18 protein-coding genes are annotated in these 23,608 nt (G+C 39.8%); 8 read left to right on the top strand and 10 right to left on the bottom strand.

Features of this window, described 5'->3' with window-relative positions:
* Window positions 1-245: 245 nt before the first annotated feature.
* Complete coding sequence (gene gabT / locus QL982_RS08965) at window positions 246-1,508, bottom strand: 4-aminobutyrate--2-oxoglutarate transaminase (protein WP_290164343.1); 1,263 nt, start codon at window positions 1,506-1,508, stop codon at window positions 246-248.
* Window positions 1,509-1,684: 176 nt separating this feature from the next.
* Entirely contained in the window at window positions 1,685-3,148 is a 1,464-nt protein-coding gene (locus QL982_RS08960) for an NAD-dependent succinate-semialdehyde dehydrogenase (protein WP_290164342.1), read from the bottom strand.
* Between the two features lie 229 nt (window positions 3,149-3,377).
* Between QL982_RS08960 and QL982_RS08955 the strand changes: the two genes are divergently transcribed.
* On the top strand, window positions 3,378-4,142 hold the full coding sequence (locus QL982_RS08955; protein WP_290164341.1) for an IclR family transcriptional regulator: 765 nt from the start codon (window positions 3,378-3,380) through the stop codon (window positions 4,140-4,142).
* A gap of 117 nt (window positions 4,143-4,259) precedes the next feature.
* Here the strand turns inward: QL982_RS08955 and QL982_RS08950 are convergent, their stop codons facing one another.
* On the bottom strand, window positions 4,260-6,701 hold the full coding sequence (locus QL982_RS08950; RefSeq protein WP_290164340.1) for a WG repeat-containing protein: 2,442 nt from the start codon (window positions 6,699-6,701) through the stop codon (window positions 4,260-4,262).
* 236 nt (window positions 6,702-6,937) lie between these two features.
* Here QL982_RS08950 and QL982_RS08945 point away from each other — a divergent pair, with 236 nt between their 5' ends.
* Window positions 6,938-8,266 (top strand): WG repeat-containing protein, encoded by a 1,329-nt coding sequence (locus QL982_RS08945; protein ID WP_290190274.1) that lies wholly within the window; start codon window positions 6,938-6,940, stop codon window positions 8,264-8,266.
* Between the two features lie 29 nt (window positions 8,267-8,295).
* On the top strand, window positions 8,296-8,991 hold the full coding sequence (locus QL982_RS08940; protein ID WP_290190273.1) for a hypothetical protein: 696 nt from the start codon (window positions 8,296-8,298) through the stop codon (window positions 8,989-8,991).
* Between the two features lie 209 nt (window positions 8,992-9,200).
* Here the strand turns inward: QL982_RS08940 and QL982_RS08935 are convergent, their stop codons facing one another.
* Window positions 9,201-11,615 (bottom strand): WG repeat-containing protein, encoded by a 2,415-nt coding sequence (locus QL982_RS08935; protein WP_290190272.1) that lies wholly within the window; start codon window positions 11,613-11,615, stop codon window positions 9,201-9,203.
* A 45-nt stretch (window positions 11,616-11,660) separates the two neighbouring features.
* Window positions 11,661-13,952: a WG repeat-containing protein gene (locus QL982_RS08930; protein ID WP_290190271.1), complete on the bottom strand. Its 2,292-nt coding sequence runs from the start codon at window positions 13,950-13,952 to the stop codon at window positions 11,661-11,663.
* A gap of 412 nt (window positions 13,953-14,364) precedes the next feature.
* On the opposite strand from QL982_RS08930, the gene QL982_RS08925 reads away from it, so the two are divergent.
* The 4 genes from QL982_RS08925 to QL982_RS08910 all read left to right on the top strand — a co-directional run bounded on the left by QL982_RS08925 (window position 14,365) and on the right by QL982_RS08910 (window position 17,621).
* On the top strand, window positions 14,365-15,669 hold the full coding sequence (locus tag QL982_RS08925; protein ID WP_290165057.1) for a WG repeat-containing protein: 1,305 nt from the start codon (window positions 14,365-14,367) through the stop codon (window positions 15,667-15,669).
* 74 nt (window positions 15,670-15,743) lie between these two features.
* Window positions 15,744-16,520: a WG repeat-containing protein gene (locus tag QL982_RS08920; protein ID WP_290165059.1), complete on the top strand. Its 777-nt coding sequence runs from the start codon at window positions 15,744-15,746 to the stop codon at window positions 16,518-16,520.
* Between the two features lie 121 nt (window positions 16,521-16,641).
* The gene (locus tag QL982_RS08915) at window positions 16,642-17,073 is read left to right on the top strand and encodes a hypothetical protein (protein WP_290165061.1); all 432 of its coding nucleotides are present in this window, start codon (window positions 16,642-16,644) and stop codon (window positions 17,071-17,073) included.
* A gap of 134 nt (window positions 17,074-17,207) precedes the next feature.
* A complete protein-coding gene (locus QL982_RS08910) occupies window positions 17,208-17,621 on the top strand; it encodes a hypothetical protein (RefSeq protein WP_290165062.1) in 414 nt (137 codons plus the stop codon).
* A 5-nt stretch (window positions 17,622-17,626) separates the two neighbouring features.
* Here the strand turns inward: QL982_RS08910 and QL982_RS08905 are convergent, their stop codons facing one another.
* Both QL982_RS08905 and QL982_RS08900 read right to left on the bottom strand, forming a co-directional pair.
* On the bottom strand, window positions 17,627-18,835 hold the full coding sequence (locus QL982_RS08905; protein WP_290165073.1) for a CaiB/BaiF CoA-transferase family protein: 1,209 nt from the start codon (window positions 18,833-18,835) through the stop codon (window positions 17,627-17,629).
* 205 nt (window positions 18,836-19,040) lie between these two features.
* Complete coding sequence (locus QL982_RS08900) at window positions 19,041-20,225, bottom strand: acyl-CoA dehydrogenase (RefSeq protein WP_010198628.1); 1,185 nt, start codon at window positions 20,223-20,225, stop codon at window positions 19,041-19,043.
* A 176-nt stretch (window positions 20,226-20,401) separates the two neighbouring features.
* Between QL982_RS08900 and QL982_RS08895 the strand changes: the two genes are divergently transcribed.
* Window positions 20,402-21,229 carry an IclR family transcriptional regulator C-terminal domain-containing protein gene (locus QL982_RS08895; RefSeq protein ID WP_290165065.1) on the top strand — a complete coding sequence of 276 codons (828 nt, stop codon included), beginning with the start codon at window positions 20,402-20,404 and terminating at the stop codon, window positions 21,227-21,229.
* 75 nt (window positions 21,230-21,304) lie between these two features.
* Here QL982_RS08895 and QL982_RS08890 read toward each other — a convergent pair whose 3' ends face one another.
* From QL982_RS08890 to QL982_RS08880, 3 genes are read right to left on the bottom strand one after another with little or no spacing between them, the layout of a single operon-like run.
* Window positions 21,305-22,297 carry a hypothetical protein gene (locus tag QL982_RS08890; RefSeq protein WP_290165067.1) on the bottom strand — a complete coding sequence of 331 codons (993 nt, stop codon included), beginning with the start codon at window positions 22,295-22,297 and terminating at the stop codon, window positions 21,305-21,307.
* Window positions 22,298-22,320: 23 nt separating this feature from the next.
* Window positions 22,321-23,049 (bottom strand): Hint domain-containing protein, encoded by a 729-nt coding sequence (locus QL982_RS08885; protein WP_290165069.1) that lies wholly within the window; start codon window positions 23,047-23,049, stop codon window positions 22,321-22,323.
* An 18-nt stretch (window positions 23,050-23,067) separates the two neighbouring features.
* Window positions 23,068-23,451 (bottom strand): hypothetical protein, encoded by a 384-nt coding sequence (locus QL982_RS08880; RefSeq protein WP_290190270.1) that lies wholly within the window; start codon window positions 23,449-23,451, stop codon window positions 23,068-23,070.
* Window positions 23,452-23,608: the final 157 nt, after the last annotated feature.

Genomic DNA, 23,608 nt, shown 5'->3' with positions numbered 1-23,608 from the left:
TGTGTCATCCGTGTCAACCCGTTACGATCACACTATTTTTTGTTTAGCGGGATAGTACCCATCATAATTATCATATATACCTTTTGATCAACGCTGTCGTTTGCGACTTATCTGATAATCAAATAGCAAAAACAGCAACGGCGTCTTGACTTGCAAGGCGCCGTTGGAAAAAATGTACTCAAAGCGAGAGCCATGCGGGCAATCTTGCTGTTAGATCAACGATGGTCAATCCGATATCAATCAGCTTACGCCGTTAAAATACCTTTGATAATATCAAGACCTTCTTGTAGCACTTCGTCTTCAACCGTCAATGGCACCATCACACGAATGGCATTGCCATACATACCACAAGACGCTAGCAACAAGCCTTGCTCAAATGATTTTGCTTTTAGATGGTTTGCGGCTGCGGCATCAGGTTTGCCTTCGCTATCGATCAATTCAAACGCCAGCATAGCGCCTTTATAACGAATATGACCGATACTACTGAGGTTTAAGCCTTTTAAGAATGAAGCAATGGTATCGCCAATCTCGATACTACGCTCAAGTAAGTTTTCTTCTTCGATTACTTCCATAACAGCAAGCGCCGCCACACAAGCAAGTGGGTTACCAGAATAAGTACCACCTAAGCCGCCTACTTGCGGCGCATCCATGATGTCAGCACGACCGATGACCGCAGAGATAGGATAACCACCCGCCAAACTCTTCGCAGCAGTCATTAGATCAGGCTCAACGCCTAGCTGTTCAGTGGCGAACAACGTACCGGTTCTGGCGAAACCACACTGTACTTCGTCAAAAATAAGCACGATGCCATGCTCATCACAAATCTCGCGCAACGCTTTGGCAAATGACGGCGTCACCTGATGGAAACCACCCTCGCCTTGGACTGGCTCGATGATCATTGCTGCCACTTCACTAGGGTCGATGTCTGCTTGGAAGATCATGTCAAGGCTATGCAATGCTTGCGCTTCTGTCACGTTCAACTCTTCTGCAGGGAACAATGCGTGGAATACAGGTCCTGGCATCGGGCCAAAGTTCTTTTTGTATGGTAGTACTTTGCCTGTCAGGCTCATACACATCATGGTACGACCATGCCAACCGCCAACAAAAGAAATCACGCCTGGACGACGGGTTTTAGCACGAGCAATCTTGATGCAGTTTTCGACGGCTTCTGCACCAGTCGTCAAAAAGAACGCTTTTGTCGGACCAGTAATAGGCGCTTTTTCACACAGCTTTTCTGCCAAATCTACATAGCATTCGTAGTTGATCATTTGCGCTGCAGTGTGCGTAAACTTGTCTAACTGCTCATGGACACGCTGAGTAATTTTTGGATGGCTGTGACCGGTGTTCAATACTGAGATACCGCCAACGAAGTCAATATAACGATTGCCTTCAACGTCCCAAACTTCTGAATTCTTTGCTCTTTCTGCAAAGATAGGAAAGGCAACCCCAAGTCCTGTTGGTAAAATAGCTTTGCGGCGCTCAAGTAATGATTGATTGGTAGTCGTCATGAGAATGTCCTTTTCTTTGTTCGTAATATAAGTGCCATCTAGTGAGTGGCGGTTTATTGAATAGTTAATAAATATCAAATGGTGTTTTTGATCAAACAAACACCACAGATATCTAAAAATTTGCGCTAATTGATGTCCTGCTAAATATCAAACACGCCTTAACCATGTTATGGCGATTAGCTGATATCAGAGCACCAGTATTTGGTCGTGATATAGTCTTCGATGCCGTATTTTGAACCTTCGCGGCCAAATCCAGACTGCTTCACACCGCCAAACGGCGCAACTTCTGTAGAAATCAAACCCGTGTTGTGACCGATGATGCCGTACTCCAAGCCTTCCGTCACACGCCATGAACGTGCATAGTCGCTACTATAAAAGTAAGCGGCCAAGCCATAGATGGTATCGTTAGCAGCACGAATAACGTCTGCTTCATCTTTAAAGGTAAAGATGGTCGCAATCGGACCAAAGATTTCTTCAGAGGCGATATCCATATCACTGCTAATATCAGTAATGATGGTTGGATTGTACGTCAGCTCTGAGGCGTCATTGACACTACCACCAGCAACCAGTTTTGCCCCTTTATCCAATGCATCTTTGAGTAGGGCTTGTACTTTGTCTAATGCTTTTTTGTTGATAAGAGGACCAATATCGACGCCTTCTTCTAAGCCGTTACCTACTGTTAACTCAGCGACTTTTTTGACAAAGATGTTTAAGAACTCGTCTTTGATGCTGTCTTGAACGTACACGCGGTTGGCGCAAACGCAGGTCTGACCAGCATTACGATATTTAGACGCGATTAAGCCAGTCGCGGCTTTTTCTAAGTCTGCATCATCAAAGACGATAAACGGCGCATTACCACCCAACTCTAACGATAGCTTTTTGATGGTCGGCGCACACTGAGCCATCAACGTACGGCCTACTTCTGTAGAACCTGTAAATGACAGTTTATGAATGCGGGCATCACCCGTTAAGATGTCACCGATGACAGAGGATTTGCCAGTAACGACCTGAATAACGCCAGCTGGAATACCCGCTTGCTCTGCCAACACGCCAAGTGCCAATGCCGAATACGGTGTCTCGGTAGCAGGTTTGACGATAATCGTACAGCCTGCTGCTAGCGCAGGTGCTACTTTGCGCGTGATCATCGCTGCTGGAAAGTTCCAAGGCGTGATAGCGGCGCAAACACCGACTGGCTGCTTGAGCACGACATGGCGTAGCTGTGTATTATTGGCAGGAATGACATCACCATAGACACGCTTACCTTCTTCGGCAAACCAGCGAATGAAGCTATTGGCATAACCCACTTCACCACGTGACTCAGTGAGTGGCTTACCTTGCTCAGCGGTCATGATGATGGCCAAATCTTCTTTATTAGCATCGATCAGATCAGCCCACTTTTGCAATAACTCTGCACGCTCTTTGGCTGTTTTTGCTGCCCAATCTGCTTGGACGTCATGAGCATAGGCAACCGCTTCATTGACATCTGCTGTCGTGAGACTTGGTACAGTACCAATGAGCTCGCCATTGAAAGGGTTATTTACCTCAAGCACAGCCTCGTCACTAGCAACGTGCCAGCCGTCCTTTATAAAGCAAGATTGTTTGAGTAAGTCTGGATTTGATAACTGTAGCGCATGTGACATATTGACGCTCCTTGTCATATAAGGTGGTATGTTTATTAAGATGAATAATAGGCCGTAAATAATTATTGATAATTCGCTTTTTGTTCAATATACTGAACACATATTCTATATACGAGACGTTATTATAAGAATGATATGACGCGATTTGCAACCCCTATTATCACTTTCGTGGTAATTTATCGCTTTATTTTTCTACCGTCTTAATTCTACTGACTTTTATAGGTTCCTTATGAGCACAACTGCTGTTCCTGCATTGGACAAAACCTTTCAGATTTTAGATTTGATTACTGATAGCGCCCAGCCTCTAACGGCGGCTCATATTGCCAAAGAGCTTGGTCTGCCGCGCAGCTCAACCCACAATATTTTGCAAAGTCTGCTGACCAAACATGTCATCTATAAAGATGCTGATAGCCGCTTTCATTTGGGTTCTTATTTGATGTATTGGGCGGGGAAATACGAGCAACAACAAGGCGTCATTCAATTATTCAAAGACCTTATTGTGCAGTATCCGGTACTACTCCAACATACAGTGACCTTGTCAAAACTGGACTTAGGGGAGGTGGTATTTTTGGCGTGTCATGAAGCACCTGCACCACTTGGCTTTACTTTTCGCGCTGGTGTCCGCGTACCGGCCGTGTTTTCTGCCACGGGCAAAGCCATGCTTTCTACCTTTTCTATGGATAATATAAAATCCATATACGCCACAGGTTTTCCTGCGCCCATTACTCAGCACGGTGTCGATAATTTTGATGATTTGGCGAATGAGCTTAGTGCGATTCATGAAAGTCGTATTTCACTGGACGATGGGCAGCTACGTGATGGCATGTATTGCTTGGGCACATACATTCGTAATGCATCAGGTATTGCGATTGCTGGTATGGCGGTAAGTTTTTTGCAGGGAGAGTATGAGATTAGACGTGAGGAAGTGAGTACGGTATTGATTGAATTGGCTGAGCAAATTGAACAGCGTTTGGGGTTGATTGCGGCACACTGATAGCGCATAAACTATCAAATGCTGGTGCTAACAGTATATCTAAAAGAATCAAACCAATAATCTGCCCAGCCGTATTTAAAGTATGCAGGATTGGGGGGGGAAACTCCCCCCGCAGTCTCAGTTGTCATAGAAATATTCATCGTAAGTAATCGTTTTTATAAGATTTATTTTGTCATCCCATATCTCCACTTTACTCTCGTCTTTATTTACTGTGTGAATCTCTACATCCGAACCATCTAGCTCTGAGCCTATTTCATCGTAACTATAATCAGTAAGGTTTTCACCGTGTTCATTAATAACTGCGTACTTAGGTTCCGTGCTAACTGCATTAACTGCTGCGAAATAGGGTGAATTGCTCAAAGGTAGTATATCAAGATACTTAGCCTCTATTAGTTGATTTCCTTGGTTATCTAACAAACCATAGAGATCATTTTTGGCAAAAATATAACGAATCGTATCTTCTTGTTCTGCTCCCTCATTCAATAGATCGTTGTACTCGGCAATATTCTGCGCTAAGTATAACGCTTCATAAACAGGCTCAATTATTACCTTACCTTCAGCGTCTACAGCTCCTTTTAAACCTTTGTAACTGATAATAAAAGCAGTAGGATTTGAGTAATAACTTTTTTCTACAATAGAGTAACCATTATATTGAGGGAACAACGGTTTACCAGTTACACCAAGCAACATTGTCTTACCCTCAAGCTGAACGATAATATTGTCATTTTCCTTACCGTATTCACCAATATAATTAAAGTCTTCATACTTAAATGCTGTGAGTACTTTTCCAGTTGCTCTGTCAGCGAAACCATACATGCCTTGCTTTGAAACAGGAATTAGAGGATGTCCATCTCTGATATCTTGGTGATCTATATCAATATCTAAAAATTCAGTTATCAGCTTACCTTTGGTGTCTAGCAGTGCCTTTTTTCTGTCCTTTATTAAGATATACTCATTTGGTTCATTGGTGAACCTAGAAGAACTGGTTGGTATGATAGCATCATAAATTACAGGCTGAATGGTTTGACCTTGTATATCAAAAACACCGTACTTATCACCTTTCTTCACCAATAGAAAATCATCTCGCTCAATGATTTCATCGTATTCAATGGCTACGATTGGGGTTCCGTAACTATTAATCAGACCGTACTTTCTATCTTTTGAAGCAATAAAGTATGTGTTATAAAAGTTAAGATAAATACGATTTTCAAGACCTTCATCAGAAGTATCCAGATCAGGAGCAACATCTAGCGTAATGTCATCGACTAAGTCAGAATCAGATATAACTTCCTGTTCTAGTAAGATATAGTCGTTATCATTATCCACGTCAACAGGTTGTGAATATACATAACTGTCCTTGGGTAACTGATGCTTATTATCAATATTATAAGATTCTGATTCTATTCTTAAAAACTGCTTATTTAGTGTTTGTAAAGAGTCATAATAGCGTTTGACTACCAATTTTTGGTCATCCTCGCTAACTTCAACAATACCAGTCTTTCCGTCCTTTATAACTATAATGGGCATATCATAATCATAAATAATATCATCAAAATCAGCAGGCAATAAATCTTTGAACTCTCCATTAGTAAGACCAAACTTACCATTTTTAGAATAACGATATAGATCGCCAGCAACGTCAATAAGCGACGTCTCTGACTCAAATAGAACCCGTCCTGTAGGCATAATCACCGTCTCGCTATGAGACTCACCATACCCCACCCCATCGCTAATCGATCTTACGCTATCAAGATAAGACTGTCTGACTCTCATGATTCTAGGATTTTCAGGAAACGTATCGATAAATTGCTTTTGTCTTAGTGGTACAATAAAGTTATGATTTCGATCTATAACCCCTGATCGATTGCCTTGCCTAACCTCCATAGCAACATTATTATTTTCGCAATTTTCAACGTGTTCCATTTCATCATATACAATAGGAACTAATATCGCTCCTGTACCATCTATTAACCCTGATAGTTGACCTTTATTTTTAATATTACTGGTGACTTTATAGTAGCTTTTTTCGCTATCGATATCGTAATATACCGATGTTATTTTCAGGTCAGTATCTAACTCATTTGACGTAGGATATATCCACTCTTTATTGAATGTATTACTAACTTTCACCAATGCATCGTTTTGCTTGCCATTATGAAGTTTGGATACGATATAAAAGTTATTATTGAGTGTATCGATATCATCATATTCAAAATCAAAGATGATATTTCCCTCCTTATCTATGACACCATATAGCCCATCACGCTTGGCTACTACCCTTCCACCTCCCACTAGCTTTATATCATATAAGCGCTTTTGGACTATCTCATTTGAAGAATTATAAAGAACATAGTATTCATCTATCTTTTTAAGTGGTGCATCTTCTGATAGCCCAAAATAACCAATATCTTGCTGTTTTTCGTAGCAATCACCAATATCAGCATAGGCTAAATGACTGAGCGAGGTGGTAAAAAACACTGCCAATGACCACAGAGAATAACTTAGCGTACTACGCTTGTAGCATTTAGATTTAACTACTGATGTTGACGATGTTTTCATAGATTTTCCCATTACTTTTAGGCCAAATTTCACGGTTTTTTTACCCGTCTATAATCTTTAGTAATATCAAAGCCCGTAACATTGTCTTAATCATCTCTATAAAGTCCTCGTATTTATTTTCTAGTATAATATATTTAGACAAAAGTTTGCTTTAATTTTTAAAACTATTACAATTGTTGTCGCTTATTTTTCAAACGCTTGCTTTATATCACCTAGTTAATATTGGATGTCCTACTATGAGAATGATCTTAAATAAGCTCACTCTAGTTATAGCAGCGTCTAGCGTGTCTATGCTGTCGCAAAATGTATTGGCAAAATACTGTATTAAACCACCAAGTAATAGTTATGATGATATAAGTTGTTTATATGACGGTCTAGCACGCGTCAAACAAGATTTGATGTACGGCTATATTGACGGTGAAGGTTTAGAAGTTATCAAACCGCAGTATTTACGTGCTGGGGATTTTTACGAAGGTTATGCTCAAATTAGTACTGATCAAGGCTCAGGGTTTATTGATAAGACTGGTAAGATCATTGTAGCGCCAACCTATGAAGAAGTTGATATTTTTTCAGAAGGGTTAGCAGTGGTCGTACGAAAATTCAGCATATTTGACTATCGACGTGGCTACGTCAATACTCTAGGTCAAGAGATAATACCTACAGAGTATCAAAGCGCGCAGTATTTTAAGCATGGTCTAGGAGTCGTCAAACAAAATGGTAAGTGGGGAGCTCTTGATCAGTCAGGTAAGGTAATTATTTCGATAGAATACGATGATATTGAAAGTTTTTCTGAAGGTATGGCTCGTATTAGAAAAGGTCTTAAATATGGTTTTATTGATGAGACAGGAAAAATAGCTATTCCTATTCATTATAGATCTGCTAGAGACTTTTCAGATGAATTTGCATCTGTTGAAAAAGATGGGAAATGGGGATTTATCGATAAGAATGAAACAGAGGTAGTTCCTTTTAAATATGATTGGGCCTACTCATTTTCAGAAGGACTCGCCCCAGTCTCTTTGGGTGATAATGTAGGCTATATCAATAAAATGGGTACAACCGTTATTCCATCAAATTATGATCGTGCCGATCCTTTTGAGCATGGTTTTGCTAGAGTATGGCAGAGCGACAAAGTAGGCCTAATTGACTTAAATGGTAAGATAATAGTGCCTACTCTATATGACGAGCTTTGGTATAAGACAGAAAACACATCTCTAAGCTTGCCGACTAAAGAGCCTGTAATAGTTAAAAAAGATGATAAATACGGATTTGTTGATATAGGTGGCACGCTGATAGTGACACCACAGTATAATCTAGTATCGCATTTTTGGTATGAGATAGCTTCAGTGAGACTAAACGATAAAGCTGGATTCATAAACAAAAAAGGCAAAGTTATAATTCCTATAATCTATGATAGTGTCACTCAAATATCTGAGAACTTAATACGCGTAAAGCTAAACGGTGAATACGACTTTATTGACCGAACTGGTAAGACAGTTCATCTTCCCCCTTTTCATGAGGCTAGATCGTTTTCTGAATCCTCTATTTCATTTAAATCAAATGATTAGGGTCTGTTGAAAAAGCTAAGAAGACAGCTATGAAAATAAGATTGAGCATATTAACATTTCTAACGCTAATAATGACTGCTTGTAGTTCAGATATGCCTGAACAACACACTTTATTCTCCAAACAAACTCAGCACATACAAAACAACGATGTGCAAAAAAGCATCGTAAAAGAAGTTGCCACATTAAATAATATTAACCAAAATGAGGTTAAGCAAAATAATGACGTCATTATAGGAGGGACTTATCATAGCCTGAACTATGATGATAATTATCCAAATCTCATCTGTATCAACTATGATAAAGCTATCGAAAAAGTTACGCTGGTAGGGTTTGATGAAGATGATATTGACTACAACCTTAAATTTTTAACACTATCTGTTATGCAAGACTATAAACTACTCGAAAAATGTAACGCTGAAGCAAGTCTGACTGAGTCGCGCTATATTGCTTACTTGCCTGACGATTCAAATTTTTCTACCAGTGGCCAAGCCTTCGATGCCACTGATGCTAATGGTATTATTAAGGACAGTCTAATCATTGGCCTAGATTTTGATAAAAATGGACAGCAAGATTACTTAACTACTTGCTCATCAATGGAAGGAGAGCATCTTAACGCTTGGCAGGATAAAACTAGAAGCAGAAAACTTGCTCACGCCTATAGATATATCAATGCCGATTTGATTACTACTTGTGAAGAGATTGATTATGATGATAGTGATCTTTAAGACTCTAGCTTAGCAATTCACTGTACCTGAAACAGCCATTCTTTATAATTTGTTAATGTTTGCAATGGCTAAAATATTGCTATTATTATCTGCCACCTTCTTGAAAGTCGTCACTATAGATTCTCACTTTCTTAGTCATGGTAAACTCTAGTTAATACGATTAGTTTACCAAGTTTAGCTGTACGATTTCTTCAGCATAGCTCAAACAATTAAAATGCATCTACTACATTATCTGTGTTCTCTTCACTATTTATTTTCTCAAGCTCTTTTGTGTACCACTCAGTCTTCATATCTTTTTGCATGATAATGTAGTCTATAGAGACACCATCACTATTAAAAACCGGCAATATTGAGTCGTACTCTATATTTTTTAGCATTTTTCCTTTTAAGTCCAATAAGCCATACTTAGTAGAGTTGGAACTACTATCAAATGATGCTCCAACTTTGAAATATGGTAGATTAGCTATTCGAGTCAAATCTCTATAGATCGGTTTGACTATCGTTTTCATATTTTTATCTAGTAGCCCAAACCAACCACCTTTTTTAATAATAAAAAATCTTGCATAGTCATAGCTGTCATAATCTTGGTCATATTGTCTAACCAAAAAGGACTCTATAGACTCGTAATCAAAAGGTAGCAGCACTTCTCCATTAGCATTTATTATCCCTTGCTTACCTACTGAGGCAACGACAAAAGCTGGCTCATCATTAGCAACTATATTGTCTAAGATATGATAATCGGATGATCTATTCACTTTAATAACGCTATTATCAGCATCTATTAATTGCTTTCTACCGTTTTTTTGACCAATGAAACTATCTTGATCACCAATTAACTCTACTGTCTCATAGGTAGGCTCAATGGCAACAGCAGTTCGCTCTTTGTTTAAATAGCCAAACAACCCATCTTGTTCAATGGGTATCAGCGCCTTTGGATACTCCATCATATCTACTCGTAGCCTTATATCTGATAAGGCAAATGTGATGTCACCCGCACTATTCATGATAGCCTGCTGATCTTCTTTGAATAAAATAAAGAAGCCATTGTCAGAATCTTGAATATTATCAAAGGCTATTGGCTGTATGATATTACCTTGAAAGTCTAATACGCCATATTTATCTGCCTGCTTGACAATGAATATCTCGCCCACTTCTCTAATAGAGTCGTATTCAAAAGGGATAATAACCAATCCACTGTTGGCCATAACACCATATTTATCGTTACTGCTAGCAATATAAGCTTGCGGTGAGCGATTAGCATAATAGTCGTGCTCTAGCGAACTTGAAACTGAATACTTAATGTCGTTCTGATCGAAGGTCTCAAACACCTCATCAGGTAAGACATAATTGTAGCCGTCTATTTCTGCGTTCATCTCACCTTCTACAACGACACTGTCTGCTGCTTCAATACTGGTAACATAGGTAGTAGCAAAAGCGGCCTCAATAACGCTTTTATCTTCTATTCGCTCAAGCGAGTCAAAATAATGACGCACCTTGAGAGTGTCGCCAGATTGATCGGTATTAAGAATGCCAAACTTACCAGCACGCTGAGCGATTAGGGGACTATCATACTCAAAAGTTATATCATCATAATAAGTATCAAGCACAATCTCAGCCCAATCATTGATAACCCCAACTTTACCGTTGTTTGAAAACTTATATAAATTACCGCCCAGACTTTTTATAGGCGTATCGGAGGTGATCAAAACGTCACCCTTAGGGTTAATCAGCTGCTCACTCATCACATCTGCTTTATTAGGACTCCAATGAAGTGCATCGGCAATACCTTGGCGAGCCCTCTCAATACTTAAAATAAAGGGCTCATAACCTATAGTGCTAAAAGAGCTTATACTTTGCTTAGCGCGTAATGGTACAACGAATTTATTATTATGATCTATCAGTCCTATTTGATGATCACGTTGCACTTTTAAGATAAAATCACCGCTCGTGCAATGATCCATACTATTCATCTCATCATAAATGATAGGTATGATTATCTCGCCCGTGTCATCTATCAACCCTGATTTATTGTCTTTATCTATTTGAAAATAACCTTTTTCGGTATCTACATCATAATATAGAGCTGTTATGCGAAGGTTTCGCTCAAACACTTCTGATTTAGGGTAAATACTCTGTCCCTTGCCATCCATCAAGACATCAGTTAGTTGTCCCTTTTGATACTTAGATACAAGCGCTTGTCCATCGTTTAGCCTATCTATCGCGTCATACTCAAAGTCATAAACGAGCCTACCATTATCGTCAATAAGTCCAAGCTTACCGTCGCGCTTGGCTAAAATATAGCCATCGCTATAAACTAAAATATCATAGAGCTTATCAAATAGAACCTTATTAGAGTTATCTAGCACTCTATAATAAGCATTATTTTGTTCAAGTTTGATAGCTTGTAAAACCTGATTCATATTTGGAGTTATGTCTGAGACATTAACGTACTGGCTCATATCAGAGGCATAGTTTAGCCCAAACTCAGTGCTATAACATTCTTCAATTTCGGCATAGGTGATTGGGCTGATAACTACTGATATCAAGAAAATGAATGCTGATAATGGCTTTGAGAAACGGTTAAAGGGCTTACAAAATTTATCGTTTGAGAGTTGAAAAATCATACTTATTCCAAATAATTCTTAGTATGTTTTAGATACTATCTTAATTTACCAAAACTCTAATTCAGCTTCAGGTATTGTGTTTATCAGAGTCATATTCGCATCATATTGATAAACCATTTCATCTTTTATGGCATAGATATAAACAGCATTACCATTAAAGTTAGAAAAGATAGAGCTATACTCTAGCGGCAATAACTCAGTATCATTTTTATCAATTACACCGAATTTAAAAGTATTAAAGCGACTATTTTCCTCAAGATACGCTCCTGAATTTACGCCTTGATCTTTAAGCTTTTGCCTTAGTCGTTCGTTTTCTTCCTCATCCTCTATAGCGACTATATTGGCTGCCATGAAAAAGGGTGGATAATGCAATGGCGCGAGTAATGAGTATTTTTCAGAAATAAGCATTTCTCCAGTAGCATTGACAAGCCCAAATTTATCGTTCCTTTGTACCGCATATATGGGCGTTATTTCTTTATTGCGCAAACCTTCTAGAGAGTTTGCAATTCCTGCATATCTTATTTCTTGATACTTATTTGCAAGTATTGCCTTCCCTTCTTTAGCTTCTACTAAACTAACCAAACCATAGTTATCTGCAATTTTAATATATTGCTCAGAGGGCTGTATTTCTAAAACTACATTCTGACTCGAAAAGCTATCCAATCTGATACGGGTATTGAGAGGTTCAATATCTGTTACTGAATCATCTCCTTTATAGACTAATGATCCAGCTCTATCATATAACTCATAGCGCCCCTCCTTTTGCGCCAAGATATAGTCTGTATAGTGCTCAACATTAATATGCTCAAATTCTGCTGGTAACAATTGCTTGCCACTTTTCATTTCAATCAGACCGTATAAACCCTCTTTTTCAAAGATTAAAATATCTTCTAAACTGGTATTTAAAATATTGGGAATAATCATATCTCTTAGCGGTACAACCACTTGTCCAAACTCATCTAGTATCCCCTGACGACCCTCTTTTTTTATCATGAATAAATTACTATCACGGCCGATACGACTATCCTCAGTAATATCGTCATAAACTATGGGCAACACAGTTTCATCAACTGTAGTCACCAACCCATATTTACTGCCTAGACGCACCTTTAGCAGACGTTTATAAGCAGTAATACTGTCGTAATTATTGGGAATGAGCACGTTATTATGCGCGGTCATAAGACCTTGTTTATCATTCTTTACAAAGGTAAATAGCTCGTTAGCATCATATTCATAGCCATATTTATTGGTAATATTATTAGGAACAAAACTGTTTTCTTTAATCAATGAACCTGATACGGTAGAGGGCTCTGAATTAGTAGAATCTGACACATTGATTCTGGCCTGCAATTGCTGCAAGTTACTAGGATAGTGACTTGAGAGTGTCGATATATAGTCATAATAACTTGAAGGTACGAGTGTATCGGTCTCCAAATCGTAGATAATCAATGCTTGCTTACCAGATTTTTCTACTTTTATTACTGGGCCAAAACTACCCACGTTAGTAATGTCATCAAAAATAGGCTCAATAACAATATTAGCTTCATCATCAATCAAACCAAACTTATTATTGACCATAAATCTATATAAAATACTTCCTCCATCTAACTGCTGAATAACGCTATCAGATTCAATAATAACTTTTCCGTACTCGTTCACTATTTTTTCAGTTATTAGCCCTGTGTAATCAAACCCACCTATAAACTGCTTACTCTTTGGTTCGTAGACTTTTAGACTAAAAAGACTTTTATTCTTATTAAATACCTCTACCGAACGATTGGCTTGTTCTTCTATAATAGTCTGTCCCAACTCATTCATAATAGTAAGATAGCCACTTTTCCAACCCATAAACGTCAGCTTATTATTACTACAGCTAATCTCGCTATCAATACGATAATACTCGATAGGAACGATAGTGCGACCCGTGTGATCAATAATTCCAGTGTTCTTAATAGTATCTGTGTATTGCTCATGGCTCTCAATCTTTACCTTGAAATAACTAATACCAGTATCGACATTGGCGTGTATAGGATAAATCACTTTTATCTCTGTAGCCGCCTCAATAGCTGTTTTGTTCTTAGTAGCGCTAGGGTATATCCAATTGCCACTATCATCTATCAATACAGAACCCTCAATGTTACCGTCTAATATCTCAACTGAATAGATACTAGTATCAGGACTAAGTAAAATATCGTGATAGTCAAAGTCTAAAATAAGCTGTCCATCTGGGCCTATGACGCCATGTTTGCCTTGGCGTCTTGCCACGATTCTATCATCGTCATAGGGCTGTATCTCATAAAGCCTAGTGTATAAAACAGCACCTTCATCATCGACCAAATCATAAGCCGCACCGTGGCGTACTAGCTCAAAGCCTCGAGCATTGTTTTGATTGTATTCAGCTATATTTGAGCGGTTAGACCAATTCGGCAAGCAAGATTCGGAAGAGTCGCTATTTTTATAAGCGGCGACTGGATCATCAGCATAGGCGGCTAAGCTTATTAATAGCAGTACAAGGCTCAAACAGATAAATCTAATGAACATTGTTAAAAGCAATTTGGTCGAAGATAGAACAACAATCAGCATATTAGAAGCAGACAAAGGCATAGTTAGAGCTTTAGCAAATAATTTTGTTTACAGTAGACAAAATTTCAGTAAGGTGCAAGCAAAAGTCTCAACATTAGGTTATTATTTACCCTCTTGAACGAGCTTTAATTTATATTTTTATTGATAGTTATAAAGGAGTCTACCTATGGCTCAGTTCCTAAAAGCTCTTACCGTTCTTAGAAAACCGCCTGTCTATAAGCTGACTAATAACATTTCAGCCTCTATTTTATCTTTCGGTATCATTACATTCTCCAGCAGCGCTTGGGCAAGCTGTGAGTGTCAAAAAGCAGCGATGTACGATCATATAGCTTATGCGGAGGTGCAGTGCCACCTAGCTTTTGGCCTAACAGGTGCTGATTTTAAAGAGGGGTTGTCTGGGTTTTTAAACATAGATGGAAGCATTGCTATTCCCCCGCAATATGACTATGCAAGCGATTTCTATGAAGCAAGGGCAGCTGTCACAACCAATCAAGGTACTGGACATATTGATGTTGAGGGTAACGTGGTCACGCCCCTAGTATATGATGATGCTGGAAGCTTTTGTGAAGGACGCGCCACTGTGTTGCAAAATGATAAATATGGCTATGTAGACCATGATGGTAAGCTTGTTGTCACACCTGTTTACTTTTATGCTGAGATGTTTTCTGAAAGCAGAGCTGTCGTCATGAAAGATGCAAAACAGGGCTTTATAGATTTATCAGGCGAAGTGGTAATCCCTCTTACCTATGACAGAGCTTATAGCTTTTCTGAAGGATTAGCTCTAGTCGCTAATAGCGGTACATATGGGTTTATTAATAAGTATGGACAAGTAATTGTAGATCTAACTTATGATGATGCTACCTCATTTTCCTATGGAGTGGCACAAATTAAGCAAGGGGATAAATGGGGCTTAATAGATAATACAGGTAAAATACTGGCTGCTCCTCAATATGATTATATGAACCCATTTTACGATGGATTAGCGCTTGTAGAGAAACAAAATAAGTATGGCTATATTAATACCAAAGGTGAACAAGTTATTAATCTTATTTATGAGAATGCCCATGACTTTAAGCAAGGTTTAGGTCTAGTCAGACAAGATGATAAAGCAGGTTTTATAGACAATACAGGTAAAATTGTTTTGCCTTTACGTTATGACTTTATAAAGTATGATCCGATGTTTGGCTCTATCACTATCGAAAAGAATAATAAACATGGCTTAATTGATAAGACAGGCGCAATTCTTGTACCACCCATCTATGATGATATTCATCACGTCTCAGATAATATAATGATAGTTAAGCAAAATGAGAAATATGGTCTGATCAATACGAATGCTCAAAAAATAACGGCGATTGAATACGATCAAATAGATGGGGGCTGGGATGGTGACAAAACATTAATCAAAAATGGCGACGACTCTTTTTATCTTGATGGACAAGGCCGACGCCTTGAAAAACCTTTTGACTAATCATCACTAAGCCACCGTAGTCAAAAGCGGAACATTAAAGCGTCTTATACTCATTGATATTAAAGAGGCTCATCATGCAATTAACCTTTAGACCAATATATTGTTTAATTACCGTCTCAATTCTTAAAATTGTCAGTTTTAATGGCGTCTTTATTACTATCGCTCTGGCTACATTTATGAACTCTGCGCGTTCAGAGGATGCATGCTACGTACCTCGTGTGGTTTATTACACAACCTACGATTGTCTAGAGGATGGAGTGATAGTCATTGCAGAGGGAACAAAAAAGGGGTTTGCCAATGAAAGAGGAGTCATGGTTGTCCCACTACGCTACGATTTTGTTCGATATTTTCAAGAAGGGTTAAGTGCTGTTGAGTTAAATGAAAAATGGGGCTTTGTTGATAAACAAGGCAATACTATTATTGCTAATCAATACAGTGAAGTGCTGGACGTTCAAAATGAAAGGATTGGCGTCCGAAAAGATGAGAAATGGCGTTTTATTGATAAGAGCGGTAAGAGGATAACCGATTTTATCTATGATGAAGCAAACGACTTCTCAGAAGGTTTAGCCGCTGTTAAGCAGCATAACAAATGGGGATTTATTAATAAAAGCGGCAAAACAGTCATCCCTTTAAACTATGACGAGGCATTAAGTTTTTCAGAAGATTTTGCTGCCGTTAAATTGAACCACAAGTGGGGGTTTATTGATAAAACTGGCAAGGTAGCTCTTGAATTAGAGTACGGTGATGCTGCAGGTTTTTATGGCGGTCTTGCTTATGTCCAGTATGAAGATGAATGGGTTTATATTAACAAACAGGGTCAAATAATAGACTCACCTTTGTTAGGTAATTGAGTTACGTTTAGAGTTAATCACTCAGTTATAAATAATCTCTAACAATGGAATGATGCATATTTATCAACAGGAAAATCTCTATCAAACGATCAGATAAAGGTGAACTAACAGGAGCGATATTATGAAAATTATCAGCACTACCCTAGCAAGCGTTTGCCTACTCTCTCTCACCGCCTGCGGTAATCTTCAAAACTGGAATAGTGACTATTTATCAGGTGGAGAATATCTATCAGACGATCAGGGACTGGTAATAAACTGTTATGGGAACCTCATAAGCACGAAGCATAATTCTGAGTCAGCAGCTAATCGGTTCTGGCAAGCTAATAATTTACCTAAAGGAACCACTGACTTTATCTGTAAAGACGGCAAAGCCTACTTACCTAGCAAAGTCACAGACTGTCAAGGTAATCTCATCGCCAAACAACCAGGCGGTATTGCGCAGTTCAAGCTTAATAATAATTTCCCCAGATATGAAGATGGTGAAATGGTTTGGTACACTGCATTTGAATGTGAAGGTAGTAACGTGGTTCCTATAGATTATACCAAAAAGTAGTCTATCTTGATGGAAGCGGCTTTAAATGCTGCTTTAAATAGTTGCTGAATCGTTCAACGCCTGTTGTTATCTCTACGGACAATAAGAAAAAATTTCCGCTACGTCATTCAAGGTTAACCAACAGGAACAATATTATGAAAATCGTCAATATTATTATATCAGGTGTTTGCCTACTCTCTCTCACCGCCTGCGGTAATTTTCAAAACTGGAATAGTGACTATTTAACAGGTGGAGAATATCTATCAAACGATCATGGAATGGTAATAAACTGTTATGGGAACCACATAAGCACAAAGCATAATTCTGAGTCAGAAGCTAATAAATTTTGGCAGGCTAATAATTTGCCAAAAGGAACGGCTAATTTTGTATGTAAAGACAGCAAAGCCTACTTACCTAACAAGGTCACGGACTGTCGAGGTAACCTCATTTCTAAGCAATCCGGTGGCGTTGAAGACTTTAGAGCAAAGTATAATTTGAATAGTGGAAATATGAGGTTTACTTGCAATAATGGCAAGGTTACTCCTGTTCTTTTGAGCAGCTTGCAGTAAGTAGACTAAACAATCCCATCGGCTTTTAGCTTGGCTATCGTAGCCTTATCATAGCCTAAATTTGCAAGTGTACTGTCAGTATGCTCGCTCAATTGTGGTGGTGGCGTACGATAAGTGACCGGTGATGCGGACAATTTAATAGGATTGCCAAGTGCTCTTACCGGACTGCCTTGCTCAGTAAAATCGATTATCATCTCACGGGCTTGCGCTTGCGGCATAGCCAAGGCTTCAGCCACATTATGAATCGCGCCGCATGGAATACCTGCTTGATCTAAAACCTCTAGCCAATAGGTGCGAGGTTGCTTGGCAAATTGTTTAGTCAGCTCACCGCACAGCAGTTCACGATTGGCAACGCGTTGTGGATTGGTCGCAAAACGCTCGTCGGTATGCCAATCAACTGCAAGCACATCACACAGTTTGGCAAACTGACTGTCATTACCACAGGCTAAAATAAAATGCTGCTCGCCCTCGCCCGCAAATACTTGATATGGCACGATATTAGGATGCTGATTGCCTAGCCTTGGCGGTATCTTATCTGAGGCCAAATGATTCATACCGACATTGGCCAGCATAGCGAGCGCACTGTCGAGCAACGCCACATCGACATGTTGACCAACACCCGTATTTTGGCGCGCCAGCAGTGCCGCCTGAATACCAATCGTTAGCTGCAAACCTGCAAATAAATCGACGACTGCCACGCCAACTTTGTGCGGTTCGCCATCACTAGGGCCTGTGATGCTCATCAGTCCTGATAATCCTTGGATAATATAATCATAACCAGGGCGCTTGGCATCTGGCCCTGTCTGACCAAATCCTGTCAATGACGCATAAATCAGCCGTGGATTGTCTTGTTTTAAACTGTCGTAATCCAAGCCATATTTTTTCAGACCATCGACTTTAAAGTTTTCGACCAAAATATCACTCTCAGCGATCAGCTGCTTAATGATGGTTTGCCCTGTTAGCGTAGTGATATCTACCGTCAATGATTTTTTATTGCGATTAATAGTGGCGTAATAAGCGGAGGTGTTATCGCTGAATGTTGGCGGTGCCCAATGACGCGTTTCATCACCGATATGTGGACGCTCAACCTTGATGACTTCGGCACCAAGATCAGCAAGTACTTGAGTACAAGAAGGGCCAGCCAGCACTCTCGACAAATCAAGCACCTTGATACCATGCAATGCGCCCTTTGGCATATTAGCCATATCAATCATATCTGTCATGAGATTCCCTTACTCTGTCGCGTATTTTTTGACTTTTTAATTATAAAATTGTTCTTCATTATTTAGCTGTTTAACCGTTAAATCATGAAGAACAACTGAAAAACGTACGCTACTGCTTATATATGCTTCGTAAAAAGCCAAACAATAACGTACGTTAGGACATGTGCTAAATCTGAACATTTAACTTAAATTCAGTTTAAAAGAACGCTTGAATGCCTGTCTGCGCACGACCTAGGATAAGCGCATGAATATCATGTGTACCCTCGTAAGTGTTGACAGCTTCCAAATTCATCACGTGACGAATGATATGGAATTCATCAGAGATACCGTTACCGCCATGCATATCACGAGCGATACGAGCGATATCCAGTGCCTTACCGCAGTTATTACGTTTAATGAGTGAGATCATCTCAGGTGCTGCATTGTCCTCATCCATCAAACGACCCACGCGTAGCGCCGCTTGTAGACCTAAGGTGATTTCAGTTTGCATATTGGCAAGCTTCAACTGTACCAACTGCGTTGCCGCTAGCGGACGACCAAACTGCTTACGATCGAGCGTGTATTGACGAGCCGCTTTCCAGCAGAATTCAGCCGCACCCATCGAACCCCAAGCGATACCATAACGGGCCTTATTCAAGCAGCCAAATGGTCCTTTTAGACCACGGATATCTGGGAAAGCATTGGCTTCAGGAACGAATACTTTGTCCATCACAATCTCACCCGTGACTGACGCACGTAATGAGAACTTACCTTCAATTTTCGGTGCTGATAAACCTTTCATGCCTTTGTCTAAAACAAAACCTCGAATCTCGCCAGCATCATCTTTTGCCCACACGACAAATACGTCAGCGATAGGACTGTTGGTAATCCACATTTTATTACCCGTCAGCTCATAACCGCCATCCACAGCGCGCGCACGAGTAGACATTGATGAAGGATCTGACCCTGAGTCTGGCTCAGTCAAACCAAAGCAGCCAACGTACTCACCCGAAGCAAGTTTAGGCAAATAACGCTCTCTCTGCTCTTCAGTACCGTACGCCCAAATAGGATGCATAACCAAGCTTGACTGTACGCTCATCGCTGAACGGTAGCCCGAATCAACGGCTTCCACTTCCTTGGCAATCAGACCATAGGCGACACTTGATAGACCTGCACAGCCATAGCCCTCAATCGTGACACCAAGCAGACCCATTTCACCCATTTGACGCATGATATTACGATCAAAATTCTCGTTGCGATTGGCCTCAACAATGCCCGGCATCAGCTCTTTTTGAAAAAACTGACGGGCGCTGTCGGTGACCATACGTTCTTCTTCAGTGAGCTGGTCACGTAGTAAAAAAGGATCTTCCCAATCAAAACGTGGGCTAGTAGATGTTGCCATGTGGATCTCCTTGGTATCAGTCATCCTGACTGACGAATAGTGTTTGATACATCATTTGGTCTAACAAGTCATTGACTTTATTATTCCGCTGTGCGAAACTTAGTTTCATAATTTAAAACCATTTAAGCAAACTTTCGCCGCGCTGTAAACCTTTATCCAAAAAAGATGAGTATAAAATGATGAAACCCTTATCAACATCTACTCCGCTACTCGAACGTATGCATGCAACGATGAGTCAAAATAAGGAAGAGAATGACCGACAGTTTGTGACGGCACTGGGAAGAGGACTGATTATACTGGCAGCTTTCGAGCACCATGAGCGGCTCACCCATCAACAGCTATGTCAGATGACCGAGCTGCCAAAAGCAACCATTACCCGTCTTATCCATACTTTGACCACGCTTGGTTTTTTACGTGTCACTGAGCACGGACAGTATCAACTGGGCAGTAGTGCGGTACGTCTCAGTGCGACCGCATGGAGTCGCCACGATATGGTTGCAGCGGCTGAGCCTTTACTGCGACAATTTGCTAGTGAGAATGAAGTATCGGTGAATTTGGCAACCGAAGTCGAAGGAGAAATGCGCTATCACGCTTGTTGTCGTAGCCCTGCTCGCCTATCAGTTAACTTGCAAGTTGGCTCAGCTGTACCTGTGGCACGCACTGCCATTGGACGGGCTTTTTATGCGGCAAGTACGCAAGCGAGACAAGCTGTGATTCAGAATAATTTACAAGAGCAATTATCCACCGAGGATTATAACCACGCGCAAACCGCCTTAGCCAGCGCGGCAGAGCATTATGAAAAATATGGCTATACGGTGTCTGATGGGGAATTTTCTACCGACATATTGGCAGTCGCCGTTGGTGTATATGATGTCGCAATAGGACAATACGCGTATTCGCTCAATGCCAGTGTACCAAGTGCTAACTGGGAAGCGGATGAGTATGCTGCGATGATCGTGCCAAAATTGCAGGCATTGGCGGAGCGGATTGGTGGTGGGGTTTAGAATAGTAATATGTCGAAGATATAAGCCTTATAGCCAGTCATAACACTTTTCTATTGATATAGACTAAAGAGCTGGTTAACTGGCTGGCTCTTTAGCATCCAACACCCACACCGCATCATGCCCGACAAAATAAGTATGATGATCCGCGACTTCTATATTATAGACATGATCCTCATAAGAGTTAGGGCAAGCGTCATAGTAATTCTCCATTTGCTCATGAATACTTTCACTTTGTAGACCCGTTGCGTCGCCATAATTTTTAATGTTTTTTAAGGCTTTGTCAACTAGCTTCTTATCACCAATCCGATTCGCTTTAATAACGTTACCATCAATAATGAGAGGTCTATTCAATGCTTCCATATAGCCCTCAGCAGTATGCATAGCTGGTTTTATATCTTGGCGTAACCGTACATTTAAAGTCTTATATAGCTCTGGGTCAATTAAAAACGGTGCTTTTTGATTGATCAGCAACTTGGCATCAGAGGTTTTCCAATTAAGTGTTTTAATTTCTTCTTTGAACGCTTCTTCTGTATTGGCTAAACTGACAAACTGATAGCCACTATCCGTAAATTTCACAAACTGAATCAGGCCATCTGTTTCCCACATATCATGCTCTTCGATACTTTGAGTATAAGCACAGCCTTCAGGAAAATTGGGCAAGGTACGTACAGGGATAAACGAATAATCATCAAGCGCAATCGTATCACCATGAGCAGACGTTAGATATCCAGCTGGTAAACGCTCCGCCGATAGCCATTCACCTTCCTTATCTTCAGGCTGGCGAGTTACCCAAAATGGGTGGTTACTGGTACATAAGATATAGTTTCTACCCTCTTCTCCTCGCGCATCCACAGTTTCATTAAAATACTCAACTTTGAACACTTTTTTCTTATTGGGTGACTTAAAGGTACTTATGACAGGCTTATATTCTATATCACCACTACCGTCTTCAGGCTTGGAGAGTACAGGCTTTGATAAAATTAAGTCGCCCACTTTAATATCCTGAATCGGCACTAACCCTTTATCCGTATGGATGAGCGTGCCTGCGACAAACCCTGAGTTGATCATTAGCTTTCCTTTTACTGTTTTTATTATTTATGGGACTGGTTGACCACATTGGTGTTATGTACCCATAAATCCCAGACGTAGTAAGTATAAAAGTATTCTACCTCTAAGTTATAAACGGATGTGGTGTAAACCTTCTGTAAGACTTCAATAGGCTCATAGCCTTCAACAATTAATGGACTGGGCGCATCTTCTCCACCTAAAAATTCTTTTACATAGCCATCGTCACCATATCTAGGAAAATTATAATAATCAACATCATCAATTTCTTGACCTTTTTTATTATCATCTAGAATATTCCGAATTGAAGACTGTGCGACTACATTATCTACACTAGTTGAAAAAACTGGAGATACTTCAAATATCATACATAATAACCCATTCTTTTTGGAATGAATGATTTGTCCATACTCAAGGTGGTCAAGACGTGTCCAACCTATTCCTTCCACCCAAAATGGATGGTTTGGTGTAGCTTTAATTGTGGTAAATTTATCCTTTCTGGCCATCTGCTTTAATTTACTTAAAGTCAGTCTACTAAGGTCAGTATCAGATTTTATTTCCACATATGTTAACTGCCATAATTCTTTATTCTTGTGAGTCATGGTACGAACGACAGGTTTGAATGCTGGCTCACCATCTCCAGATTCTGGTTTGGATAAGACTCTATCTCCTACCTTAATTTGCTCAATCGGTACAATCCCTTTGTCTGTCGTTATACGAGTCCCTGCGACAAACCCTGAAACATCTTCATTCATATTATTGATTCGCTAAAATTATTTATTATAAAATTCACCGTCATACACCGATATAGCCTGCTCTCCTACAAAATAAGTATGAGTATCAGCGACTTCAATGTTATAAACATAGTCAGTATGGATACTAGATTTAGCATAAACATCTAAATCCCAATCTGGCACTTTATAAGTCTCTAATAGCTTACTGTAATACTCGATCTCGATACGATGTTCAGGATTGGCTTTATCTAAAAACTTATGCTCTGCCCAACTAATATCAGAACCATCTTTTTCATAACAATCTTTACCAAGAATGCTATCTTCATCATTAGTATATACTTCTACAGCCTTACCATCACTAAAGTCAACAACTCCCATATCGATCTGACCTGGACCTTCATGTGAACCAAAGAGCCGTCCCATAAATAACGCTACTTTTGGGTCGCTAGTAGCAATGACATAGTTACCTCCAATATTGTAAGGATCATACGAATCATCGTGATTGAGCTATGCTGAAGAAACCGTACAACTAAACTTGGTAAACTAAGCACAATTATAGGAGTTTACCATGACCAAGAAA

Origin of the sequence: Psychrobacter sp. 5A.1 (genome assembly GCF_030407455.1) — a bacterium.
GTDB lineage: Bacteria > Pseudomonadota > Gammaproteobacteria > Pseudomonadales > Moraxellaceae > Psychrobacter.
This window is presented reverse-complemented; position numbering and strand designations above follow the sequence as displayed.

Coding starts and splice junctions, on each gene's coding strand:
- QL982_RS08955 (WP_290164341.1), top strand. CDS start 3,378: ATGAGCACAACTGCTGTTCCTGCATTGGACAAAACCTTTCAGATTTTA.
- QL982_RS08900 (WP_010198628.1), bottom strand. CDS start 20,225: ATGGCAACATCTACTAGCCCACGTTTTGATTGGGAAGATCCTTTTTTA.
- QL982_RS08940 (WP_290190273.1), top strand. CDS start 8,296: ATGAAAATAAGATTGAGCATATTAACATTTCTAACGCTAATAATGACT.
- QL982_RS08885 (WP_290165069.1), bottom strand. CDS start 23,049: ATGAATGAAGATGTTTCAGGGTTTGTCGCAGGGACTCGTATAACGACA.
- QL982_RS08895 (WP_290165065.1), top strand. CDS start 20,402: ATGATGAAACCCTTATCAACATCTACTCCGCTACTCGAACGTATGCAT.
- QL982_RS08905 (WP_290165073.1), bottom strand. CDS start 18,835: ATGATTGATATGGCTAATATGCCAAAGGGCGCATTGCATGGTATCAAG.
- QL982_RS08890 (WP_290165067.1), bottom strand. CDS start 22,297: ATGATCAACTCAGGGTTTGTCGCAGGCACGCTCATCCATACGGATAAA.
- QL982_RS08960 (WP_290164342.1), bottom strand. CDS start 3,148: ATGTCACATGCGCTACAGTTATCAAATCCAGACTTACTCAAACAATCT.
- QL982_RS08910 (WP_290165062.1), top strand. CDS start 17,208: ATGAAAATCGTCAATATTATTATATCAGGTGTTTGCCTACTCTCTCTC.
- QL982_RS08925 (WP_290165057.1), top strand. CDS start 14,365: ATGGCTCAGTTCCTAAAAGCTCTTACCGTTCTTAGAAAACCGCCTGTC.
- QL982_RS08950 (WP_290164340.1), bottom strand. CDS start 6,701: ATGAAAACATCGTCAACATCAGTAGTTAAATCTAAATGCTACAAGCGT.
- gabT (WP_290164343.1), bottom strand. CDS start 1,508: ATGACGACTACCAATCAATCATTACTTGAGCGCCGCAAAGCTATTTTA.
- QL982_RS08935 (WP_290190272.1), bottom strand. CDS start 11,615: ATGATTTTTCAACTCTCAAACGATAAATTTTGTAAGCCCTTTAACCGT.
- QL982_RS08920 (WP_290165059.1), top strand. CDS start 15,744: ATGCAATTAACCTTTAGACCAATATATTGTTTAATTACCGTCTCAATT.
- QL982_RS08945 (WP_290190274.1), top strand. CDS start 6,938: ATGAGAATGATCTTAAATAAGCTCACTCTAGTTATAGCAGCGTCTAGC.
- QL982_RS08915 (WP_290165061.1), top strand. CDS start 16,642: ATGAAAATTATCAGCACTACCCTAGCAAGCGTTTGCCTACTCTCTCTC.
- QL982_RS08880 (WP_290190270.1), bottom strand. CDS start 23,451: ATGGGACGGCTCTTTGGTTCACATGAAGGTCCAGGTCAGATCGATATG.